The sequence below is a fragment of the Pseudoduganella sp. RAF53_2 genome (genome assembly GCF_052113985.1).
Taxonomy (GTDB): Bacteria; Pseudomonadota; Gammaproteobacteria; order Burkholderiales; family Burkholderiaceae_D; genus Rugamonas.
In genome coordinates this window covers 1-8606 of record NZ_JBFRDW010000221.1, presented here as the reverse complement: position 1 = coordinate 8606, position 8606 = coordinate 1, and the positions used below count along the sequence as shown (strand labels likewise).

5 protein-coding genes are annotated in these 8606 nt (G+C 65.4%); all 5 read right to left on the bottom strand.

Translation table 11 applies throughout. The annotated features are described in order from the left end of the window. Nucleotides 1–79: 79 nt before the first annotated feature. The gene (locus AB4Z11_RS14670) at nt 80–289 is read right to left on the bottom strand and encodes a hypothetical protein (RefSeq protein WP_442025984.1); all 210 of its coding nucleotides are present in this window, start codon (nt 287–289) and stop codon (nt 80–82) included. 30 nt (nt 290–319) lie between these two features. Then, complete coding sequence (locus AB4Z11_RS14665; protein WP_442025983.1) at nt 320–790, bottom strand: putative metalloprotease CJM1_0395 family protein; 471 nt, start codon at nt 788–790, stop codon at nt 320–322. A 256-nt stretch (nt 791–1046) separates the two neighbouring features. Next, the gene (locus tag AB4Z11_RS14660; protein ID WP_442025982.1) at nt 1047–4976 is read right to left on the bottom strand and encodes an AAA family ATPase; all 3930 of its coding nucleotides are present in this window, start codon (nt 4974–4976) and stop codon (nt 1047–1049) included. Continuing rightward, nucleotides 4973–6289: an exonuclease SbcCD subunit D C-terminal domain-containing protein gene (locus AB4Z11_RS14655; RefSeq protein ID WP_442025981.1), complete on the bottom strand. Its 1317-nt coding sequence runs from the start codon at nt 6287–6289 to the stop codon at nt 4973–4975. The genes AB4Z11_RS14660 and AB4Z11_RS14655 overlap by 4 nt, the downstream gene beginning before the upstream one ends. 106 nt (nt 6290–6395) lie before the next feature. Further along, the coding region (locus AB4Z11_RS14650; RefSeq protein WP_442025980.1) for a diguanylate cyclase domain-containing protein at nt 6396–8606 on the bottom strand (2211 nt) is incomplete at its 5' end.

Genomic DNA, 8606 nt, shown 5'->3' with positions numbered 1-8606 from the left:
CTGGTAGGGGCGGGTGCCCAGAGGATTAAGAGAGTTCATACCGTCAGTTACGGCAGACCTGCGAATTTCTTGAGGCAGATCAATGGTGGTGCGTCCACAAACCGTTGGATTCGAGGTAGGACTTTACTGCATCTGCCTGGCCGATGGCGTGCAGTTTGACTTCCCCGCAGGTGCATACACCGTAGTAAGGCGTAATGTGTGAGCAAGCTGATACTTTTTGCATGGAAACTTTAACTGCTTTGGAGCACTTTACGCATTTGAAAGTGAGGGTACGGGGAGCTTTCAGCATGATCTTTTTTGCGGCAAAAGGACGATTTTATCAGGCAAAGACGTTGATTGTCGGTTGCTTTTGGTTAACCCCGTAGGCGCTGCGGACTTTGGCGTCCAGTTCGGACTGCGCTTCCTGCTGCATTTGCACCGCGCGGGCGGCCACGGCCCGGTCCGGCCCCGACGGATCGGCCGGAGCCAGAGCGGCAGCCTGGATGGTGCGGGCGCGTTCCAGGGTTTCCTCCGGCGTGCGGCCGGGCGAGGTGTCGATATTGACTTCGCCGGCTACGGCGTAGCTGACGCCGTCCGGTCCACGTGTGTAGGTGTAGCTGGCGCCGGAAGTCGCAAGTCCGCCCGCGGCAGCAAGGTGGGCCTGTTCGTGCTGGCGCACCTTCAGATCGGTGGCCTTGAGTTCATCAAGCTTGGCCTGGTCCTCTTTCGAATAGTCGCGCGTCACCGAAGCGGAGGCCTGAAGGGCCGCCTGCGGATTGCTTCCGGCAGATGAAATGGCGCCAATGCTCATGAAACCACTATAGCAAATTGTTTCAATTTGACGCCGCGCAAACGTCAACTGAAGCCACAGGCCCGCGTTGAAGGCTTATCCAGTGAGCCGCAAGGAGTACGACATGGATCAAAGCAAGCAACCGAGCAAGGAAGCTGTCCGCCAATGGCTGCAGACGCGGCTCGTGGAGCATCGTCCGCCGCCAGACCCGCAGCAGATCCGGCGTGAGCTCGGGTGGGAGATGTGCAGGGAGGAGCGGGGCGAAGCTCCGTACCGTCTAACTGACTGACACCACACTGCGGCCGCCGGCCGCGGGTTGCACCAGGATTCGTGTCGAGATCCGCTCCGTCATCTCCTGCACGTGGGAGATCACACCGACCTTCCGTCCCATCGACTGCAAACCATCCAGCGCGTCCATCGCGACGCGCAGGGTTTCCGCATCGAGGCTGCCGAAGCCTTCGTCAATAAACAGCGATTCCACCCGCACGCGGTTGGAGGACAACGACGCCAGTCCCAGCGCCAGTGCCAGCGATACCAGGAAGGATTCGCCGCCCGACAGCGAGTGCACGGAACGCATTTCGTCGCCCATATGCAGATCGCGCACCAGCAGCCCAAGCGAAGGCTGGGCGGGATTGTCGATGCGCTGCAACTGATAGCGCGGCGCCAGGTGCGCCAGGTGGGCATTGGCGTAGCCGAGCAGCACGTCCAGCGTGAATTGCTGGGCGTAGTTGCGGAAACGCTTGCCGTCAGAGGAACCGATCAGCTCATCGAGCGTCGCCCAGCGGCGCTCGATTTTCTGTTGCTGCCCGATTTCTTCCATCATCGATTCAGCCGCGTGGCGGCGCGCATCGTCCTGCGCCAGCTGGAGTTTTAATGCTGTTGCCTGGTCGTGTGCCTGCTTGCGCTCTTCAGCGATGGCTGCCACGGCGCTCGCGACGTCGTCCGCGCTGCGGCGTTCGCCCGGGGCTGCGCTTTGTTCATGCTGCGCGCGCTGCGCCTCGCGCTCGGCGAGCACCGTACGCGCGGTGGCCTGTGCGTCATCGATCGCGCGCAGGGCTTCCCGCTCGGCGCGGATGGTGTCCTGGCTTTCTGCCAGCAGGCCACCCAGCCCGTCCAGCGTCAACTTGCAGCCCGCGCCGCTTGTGATGTTCGTCGCGTCGCGCGCGTCGACCACCTGCGTCAGCGTGCCGCCCGCGCCGGTAAAGGCGTTCTCGCCACTCGCGAAGAGCGCCGCTTGATCGTCTGCCGCACYGCGCTGGCTATCGTTGAACGCGTCCAGCCAGGCGCTGAGCTGTCCGCTGGCGCTGGCTGCCGCTTCGTCCAGCGTGGCGATGCGCGTGCGGGCCTGTGCCAGTGCCTCGTCAGCGCGGACGCGCTGCTGGGCCGCTTGTTGCAAGCCCGCTTGCTGCGTGTCGACCGCGTTGCGTGCTCCTGTGATAGTGTCGCGCAGCCGTGCTTCGACTTGCTGCACCGGCTCGCCGTGCCACAAGGCCAGCCGTTGCGACTGCGTGTCGCGCAGTGCAGCGGCGGCGGTGTCGTGCGCGGTTTGGGTGGCGGACAATTCCGCTGCGGTGCGCGACTGGGCCGTCTGCAAGGCTTGCAGCTCGATGGCCGCGGCCGAGATGGCGGCCGCGCATTCGGCGTGCGCGGCGCGCCGGGCCAGCCATTGCGTGCTTTCGGCCTTGCGCTGCTCGTAGAATCGCGCGGGACCGTCCTTCCACTGATCCTGCCAGCCTTCGTGCGGCGCGTCGGCGTGGTTGAAGGCAGTGTCCAGCTCATCGAGCAAGGCGGCCAGGTGCAGGGCGGTATCGGTGCGCTGGCCTTCGAGCGCCTCGCGCTGGGCAGTGTTCTGCGCCAGCGCGGTATGGGCAGCGTGCAGATTTTGCTGCTGCTTGCCAAGTTCGGACGCAGCCTGTTCGCAAGCCTGCTGGGCGATCTCACGCTGACCCAGGACGCGGCGATGTTCCTTTTCGCGCGATTCGAGATCGCGCAGTGCGGCTTGCGCAGCGCTCAACTGCCCGGCCAGCCACGGCCCGCGCTCCGCCGCGGCGAAGGATGCAGCGCCGGCACTGGCGTCGTCACTGGCGACCTTGGCGACGCTCGGCAGCGGCGCGAACGCGGCCAATGCGTCGGCGGCGGATTGCCAGCGTGGGGCGAGGCGGGCGAGGGTGTCGTCGAGCGTGTGGCGCTCTTTGGCGATGGTGGCCAGCTGCTCGATGCTGGCCTGCACCGTTGCGAGCTGGCTGGCTTCATGCTGCGTGTTCCGGTGCAGTCGCTCGCGGGTGGACGCGACGTCCGCACGCAAGGTGTCGAGCATGGATTGCAGCGCACTGTCCATGTGGCGATAGGGATGGTCGGTCGCGCCGCAAACCGGGCAGGGCGCCTCGTCTTCCAGCGAAGCGCGCAGCTTTTCGACGCTTTCGCCGCACGCCACCTCGGCAAGCTTGAGCGAGCGCTCGGCCTGCGTGGACGCGGCCACCAGTTCAAGATTGACGCGCTGCGCTTCGGACGCCAGCTGATCGGCCTTGCTGCGCGCCTGCTCCAGCTGGACGGCGTGTGCGTCCAGCGCCTGCTGGCGCGACTGCGCCGCCGACAGTTCCAGCCAAACCTTCTCGGCATCACTCAGCAATTCGCGCCGCTGCTCAAGCGAGGAACGCTCGCTTTGCAGCGCATCTGCATCGAAGCCGGAAAGCGCGTCATTGGCAAGCTGGCGCTGGTGCTCGGCCAACTGCAATCGCTCGGTGGCGGAGGCGGCGCCGGCGCGGGCGTGCGTTTCGTCCGTACGCAGGCGCGCGCCTGCTTGCGCGACGCCGTCCAGGGTTTGCGACAGCTTGCCGGCTTTCGCCGCCTCCTGGCCCGCTTGCTGGAACAGGACCTCGCAGCGCGGCCATTCCTGCGCCAGAAGCGCCCAGCCGGCGTGTGCGGTGAGCCAGGCATCGCCGGCGGCTTGTTCCTGCTGTAGCGTTGCATGCACGGACTGTTTGACTTGCAGGGCCGCCAGTGCGCCGGCATCGGCCTGTGCGGCGGTGTCGCGCGCGGCATTCAGTTGCCGCAGATTGGCTTGCATGCCGTCGATGCGGACATCCAGTGCCTTGGCCTGGTCGAGCTGCGGCGCGGCGTCGCGCTGGGCTGCTTCGGCTACGGCCAGTGTTTCAACGGCTTGCGCGGCGGACGCTGCCAGTTGCTGCTGGCGTTCTCCCGCGAGGGCGGCATCGTGCTGGCCTTGCTCCATCGCGGCGTGCGCTGTCGTGCGCTCGGCGGCGATGCGGATAATCGCGTCATTCAACGGACGCGCTTCCTGCACCCCTTCCAGCGTTGCGAGGCGCGCGCGGCGCGGTGCTGCAGCTTCCGCGCCGGCGCAGCGGGCCACAAGCGCTTCGTGCGCCTGCTGCACGCCGGTGGCGAGGCGCGCGGCTTCCTGGTGCCAGCGAAGCTCCGCCTCCAGCACGGCCTTGCGCTGGTCGACAGCGGCCAGTGCGGCTTCGGCGGACGTGCTTTGCGACTCGGTTTGCGCGCGCGTGTCGGCATCGAGCGGCTTCTGGTCGGCCAGGCGTCCCAACAGGCGCTGCAAGGCCTGGGCCTCCTGTTTGGCGCGTTCGTGGGCACGGATCGATATATCGCTGTAGATCGCGCTGCCGGTCAGCGTTTCGAGCAGGGTGCCGCGTTCATCGTCGGCCGCTTTAAGGAAGGTCGCAAACTCGTTTTGTGCCAGCAGGACGGCGCGCGTGAACTGGCCGAACGACAGGCCGATGCGCTGTTCGATCTCGGCCTTCACCTCAGTCTTGGTGCCGCCAATCGGTTGCAGCTCCGGCAGCTTATGCAGCGACATGCCGGTCGGCTGCAGCGCGCCGGCAGCGCGTGTGCGGGCGCGGCGCACGTTCCAGCGCGCACGGTAGGCCAGGCCGTCGTTGCCGACGAAGTCGACTTCGGCGTGACCCTCGGCCGCGCCGCGGCGCAGCAGGGTGCGTGGATCTTGCGACGAGATGTGGTCGCCGACGTCCGGTGTTTTGCCGGTGGCGTTCAGCAGGCGAGGTGTGGCGTCGTAAAGGGCCAGGCACAGGGCGTCCAGCAGCGTGCTTTTGCCGGCGCCGGTGGGGCCGCTGATGGCGAACAGGCCGGACGATGCCAGCGGCTGGCTTTCGAAGTCGACCGAGAATTCGTCGGCCAGCGAGGCGAGATTTTTGCCGCCAATGCGCAGGATTCTCATGGCTGCATCAACTCCGCAAAGGCGCTCAATTGGTCGGGCGGCGCTTCGTTGCCGTATTTTTGCTGATAGAGGCGGCGGAAGATGTCGTCCGGCTTCAGCCGGTCCAACTGGTCGAGCGAGACGGCCGCTTCTTCCAGCGTAGCGCGGGCCGCACTGGAGGTTTCAATCTTTGCCAGCCGTACCGGCTTGCCTTGCAGGGCTTCTTCGATGCGGGCGCGCAGGCCGGGTTCCGGGGCGTCCAGCCGCACGCGTACTTCCAGCAAAGGCTGGGCTTCCGCTGGCGCGTCCGGCAGCTCAAGCGCGGCTAGGGCTTCCAGGACTTGCGCCAGCGGCGCAGGGCGCGCGGGAACGCGCAGCAGCGGCACGGCGCGTGGAATGTGGATTGGCGCGATCTCGCGGACGGATTCGCCATCCAGCTCGATGCGCAGTACCTGGTGCTTGTAATCGACTTCGGCAAAGGACAGCGGAATCGGGCTGCCGGCGTAGCGCAGATGTGCGTGGCTGCCCACTTGCTGGGCGAGGTGCAGGTGGCCCAGGGCGGCATAGGCAATCGGCGGCGCGAACATCCCCGCGGGCAGCATCTCGGTGCCGCCGATGACGATGCGGCGCTCGGAATCGTGCGACATCTGGCCGTCGACCATATGGCAGTGGCCCATGGCGACGATGGCCTGGCCCGGCTGGCGCAGCGTCTGCGCGTGCGAGAGCGCGAGCCGGTACAGCTCGGCGATGCCGGCGAGGTAAGGATCGGCGGCCAGTGGCGCATTATCGGCGTGACTGGATTCAGCGGATTCTGCGGAGCCTGCGGTCAGTGCGGCGGTGTGGGGTGCATCGCCGGTGGATTCCGCTGCCGGGGGGGCGATGCGCGGCACGTCGCCGGGGCGCAGAAAGGGAACGGCCAGGCACCAGGCGGCGATTTCACCGTTACGGCGCTTCAGCGGCAAGACCATGCGTGATACGTCGATTGCGCCGTCGGCGTGGCGCTGCACGGCGCCGATCACCTGCGTGCCGTGCACTTCCAGCAGCGGACCTGGCGCCTCCAGCCGTCCCGGCGAATCGTGATTGCCTGCGATGACGACCACTTCCAGCTGCGGCGCGCGTGCGCGGGCCTGTTGCAGGAAGCCGTACAGCTGCTTCTGCGACGCCGCCGATGGATTGGCGTTGTCGAAGATATCACCCGCAATCAGCAGGACGTCGGCCTTCTCGGCCACGATCGTATCGAGCAGCCAGTCGAGGAAACGCTGGTGCTCGTAGTGACGGTCAAAATTGTGGAGCGACTGGCCAAGATGCCAGTCGGAGGTGTGCAGCAGACGCATGGGAGTTCGAATCGCGTAGGAAGCGCACAATATAACGCATCCGGATTGCGCGCGGCTTGATCTTTGCCAATGTGGGCGGCACGCTGCGGTGGATCGATGGTCCGCCCTACGCGGCACGCCCTTCGGGCAGCAGCTTCCCGCTGCGGAAGGTGTTGCGGCCGGCCTGCTTGGCTTCGTAAAGCAGCAGGTCGGCGCGTTTCAGCAGTTCTGCCGCGCTCACGTCTTCGCTGTGATAGAAGGTAAGCCCCACACTGGTGGACACATTGACAATCATGCCGTCCAGCTCAAACGGCGACTGCATGGTCGTTACGATCTTGGCGGCGGCAGCCATGGCGTCTTCCGGCTTGTGGATGCGCTCCATGATAACGGTGAATTCATCGCCGCCCAGGCGCGCCACCGTGTCGCTGGAACGCATGGCATGCGACAGGCGAGCGGAGAAAGCCTTGAGCAAGGCATCGCCCACCGCGTGGCCGTAGGTGTCGTTGACAGGTTTGAAACGGTCGACGTCCAGATACATCACAGCCATCAGCGCATCGTTGTCGCGGCAGTAGGCCATGCTGTCGTTCAGCTTTTGCAGGAAACCCGCGCGGTTGGTGAGGCCCGTCAGCGCGTCGACCTGCGAAAGGCGCAGCAGGCGCTGCTTCTCGCGCTTCTGCGCCGTGATGTCCTGGCGCATGACGTGGAAACCGATCACAGTGATGCCGTCCTCGTCGAACTGCGGAATGTAGACCACCTCGAAAGTGCGTGTGGCGCCTTCGCTGTCGTCGTCTTCCTCGAAATTCAGCGTCTCGCCGGACAGTGCGCGTGCAATATAGGGCTGCAGGAAGGCGTAGCGCTGCTCGTTGACGACTTCGTGAATCGTCTTGCCGGTAACGTGCACGCCGGTCTTGCTGAATTCGCGCTCGTAGGCGAGGTTGTGGAAGCGGTAGACTTCCTCGAAGTCGATGTAGGCGATCATCGCTGGCAGGGTGTCGGCAATGGTGCGCAGGCGCGATTCGCTTTCGCGCAGGGCCATCACCGACTTGCGCACCAGCGTGATGTCGTCCAGCGTGCCGACGTAGCCGTCGATCTTGCCATCGATGACGATGGGCGCGACCTTGATCGAAGTCCACACGATCTTGCCGTCCGGGTGCACGCAGCGCAGCGTCTCCTGGAAGGATTGCTGGCTGTGATACAGCTGCAGCAGCGCCGATTGCAGCATGTCGCGGTCGTTCGGGTGCACGCCTCGCAGCCAGCCTTTGCCCAGCGCCGCCTGGCGCGACAGCCCGGTGATCGCTTCAAAGGTCCGATTGACATAAGTGCACATGCCCTGGCTGTCGGCGCGGATCAGGCCCAGTGGCGAGGCGTCGTTGACGGCGGCCAGCTCCGCCTGATTCTTGCGCACCGCCAGTTCGGCGCGTTTGCGTTCCGTGATATTGCGGATGGTGACCGCCACGCCGTCTTCAATCGCCACGATCTGGTGGCGCAGCCAGACCATCTGGCCGCCCAGCTCCGATTCGAATTCCTCTTCCAGATGCTGGCCCGTTTCCATCACCGAGATGCATTTGTCGAAGAAACCGGCGCTGCGCCACTCCGGCATCATTTCTCCCATGCGCTGGCCGATGGCTTCCTTGCGTGGATGGCCGAGCATGGCCGCACCGCGTTCGTTCACGTCCATCAGCACATAATCTCTGACCTCGTTCTGCATGGCGCCGTTGCGGCAGGACCGCAGCAGGAACAAGGCGTCCAGGCTGGCGTCCGATGCGGCACGCAGCTTTTCCTGCGCCTCGTTGGCGGCCCGCATGCTGGAGCGCAGGCGGCGCGCCTGCTGGGTGAGCAGGGCGGCAAAGCCCAGCACTACCAGCGAGCCAAGAATCACCGCTCCCAGATACAGCCGGCGCTGGCGGTCGAAGCGCGCCAGCGCAAATTCGGTGGTGTTGCCGACAACTGCCGTCAGCGAAAAGCGCGGCATGTCGCGGAAGCTGTAGATGCGGTCAATGCCATCAATGGGGCGCTTCAGCACCAGTTCATCGGGCGACTGCACGGGATCGGCGGGCGCCACGTAATCGACGGTGTCGCTGATGAAAAGACGCTCGTCGACACGGCCGACAGCGAGGCCGGTATCGCGGCTGACCAGCATCACCAGCCCGCCCGGCTCGACCTGCATGCGGTCGTAATCMTCCACGAAATACGCCGGGTCGACCATCAGCAGGATGATGCCCTCGAAGGCGCCGGCGCGGTTATTCAGGCGGCGCGCAATCTGGATCTGCCATTTCTTGGTGACCGGATCGACCATGGGATTGGTGACCAGGGCCACGTCCTCCATGCTGGTGGAGAG

What these genes read in the sequence shown, in the direction of transcription:
- AB4Z11_RS14670 (WP_442025984.1), bottom strand. Translation starts at nt 289, where the DNA reads ATGCTGAAAGCTCCCCGTACCCTCACTTTCAAATGCGTAAAGTGCTCC.
- AB4Z11_RS14665 (WP_442025983.1), bottom strand. Translation starts at nt 790, where the DNA reads ATGAGCATTGGCGCCATTTCATCTGCCGGAAGCAATCCGCAGGCGGCC.
- AB4Z11_RS14655 (WP_442025981.1), bottom strand. Translation starts at nt 6,289, where the DNA reads ATGCGTCTGCTGCACACCTCCGACTGGCATCTTGGCCAGTCGCTCCAC.